Annotated in this window: 1 protein-coding gene; it reads left to right on the top strand. The window is 75.8% G+C overall.

Annotation, left to right across the window (positions count from 1 at the left end):
- Positions 1–1524: phage holin family protein (locus AOK16_RS23690; protein WP_240483725.1), on the top strand; the 1524-nt coding region annotated here is incomplete at both ends.

Here is a 1524-nt window from a genome sequence, read left to right on the forward strand (position 1 = left end):
GGCAAGTGGCGGGCGGTGGGCGGGGCCGCGCTGCGCGTCCTGGTCGTCTGGGGAGCGAGCACGCTGACGCTGCTCGTGCTGGCCGGACTGCTGCCGGACTTCCGGCTGCAGTCCGCGGACGGGGACAGCGCCACCCGTATCGGAGTCACCGCCGCGCTCGGCGCCGGGGCGTTCGGCCTGCTCAGCGCACTGGTATGGCCCGTGCTCGTACGGGCCCTGCTGCTGGTGCCCGCGCTGGTGCTCGGGCTGCTGGTGTTCTTCCTGAACGGCTCGGTGCTGCTGGTCGCGCTGCGGCTGGTGCCGGCCCAGCGAGGAGACGTCGCGCCGGACACGGCCGTCGTGGTCGCGGCCGTCATGTCCGCGGTCGCCTCGGCGACCAGCACGGCGCTGGCCGTGCGCGACGACGGCGCGTACCGGCGGCGGCTCCGCCGCCTCGCCCAACGGCGCGGGCACCGCCGCGACGAGGCACTGGGCCGGTCGAAGACGGCCGGCACGGTCTTCCTCCAGCTGGACGGCGTCGGGTACGGGGTGCTGACGGACGCGCTGCGGGAGGGGCTGCTGGAGACGGTGGCGGGCTGGCACGCGTCGGGCAGCCACCGGCTCACGCCCTGGCGCACCGACTGGTCGAGCCAGACCGGGGCCAGCCAGCTCGGCATCCTGCACGGCTCGAACCACGACGTCCCGGCGTTCCGGTGGTACGAGAAGGACACCGGCGAGGTGATGGTGTGCAGCCGCCCGACGAGCGTGGCCGAGCTCCAGCGCCGCGCGGTCCGGCGCAGCGGGAACGGCGGGCTGCTGACGGTCGACGGGGCCAGCCGCGGGAACCTGTTCAGCGGCGGGGCCGACCAACTGGCGCTCGTCCTCTCGGTGTCGGCCCGGCGCGGCAGGGCCAACCGCTCCCGCGCCGGCTACTACGCGTACTTCTCCGACCCGGCGAACGCGACCCGTACGGCCGTTTCCTACGTGGCCGAGGTCTGCCGGGAGATCGGCCAGTCCACGCGTGCGCGGGTGCGACGCGAGCGGCCGCGCGTGGGGCGGGGCGGGCTGTATCCCTTCCTGCGCGCGTTCGCGACCGTCGTCGAGCGGGACGTGGTCGTCGCGGCGGTCATCGGCGACATGCTGGCGGGGCGCACGGCCGTCTACGCCGACCTGGTCGGCTATGACGAGGTGGCCCACCACTCGGGGCCGCACAGCCGGGACGCCCAACGGGTCCTGGCCCGCCTGGACCGGTCCATCGCGCTGATCGCGAAGGTCGCGGAGCACGCGCCGCGCGACTACCGGATCGTCCTGCTCTCCGACCACGGCCAGAGCCCGGGACCGACCTTCGCGGACACCTTCGGGCTGACCCTCCACGACCTCGTACGGGCCGGGTGCGGGCTGGCCGTCTCACGGCGGGCGAAGGGCTCGGCGAGCGGCACCGAGGCGCGGGCCGCCGCCCGTGCGGCACTCCACCGGCCGGAGAAGGACAACGGGGCGCGGCCCGGGGGCCCGGCTCAGGAGCGGGGTCCGGGGGCGGCACCGGGG

This window comes from Streptomyces pathocidini (assembly GCF_001418495.1).
Lineage (GTDB): Bacteria > Actinomycetota > Actinomycetes > Streptomycetales > Streptomycetaceae > Streptomyces > Streptomyces pathocidini.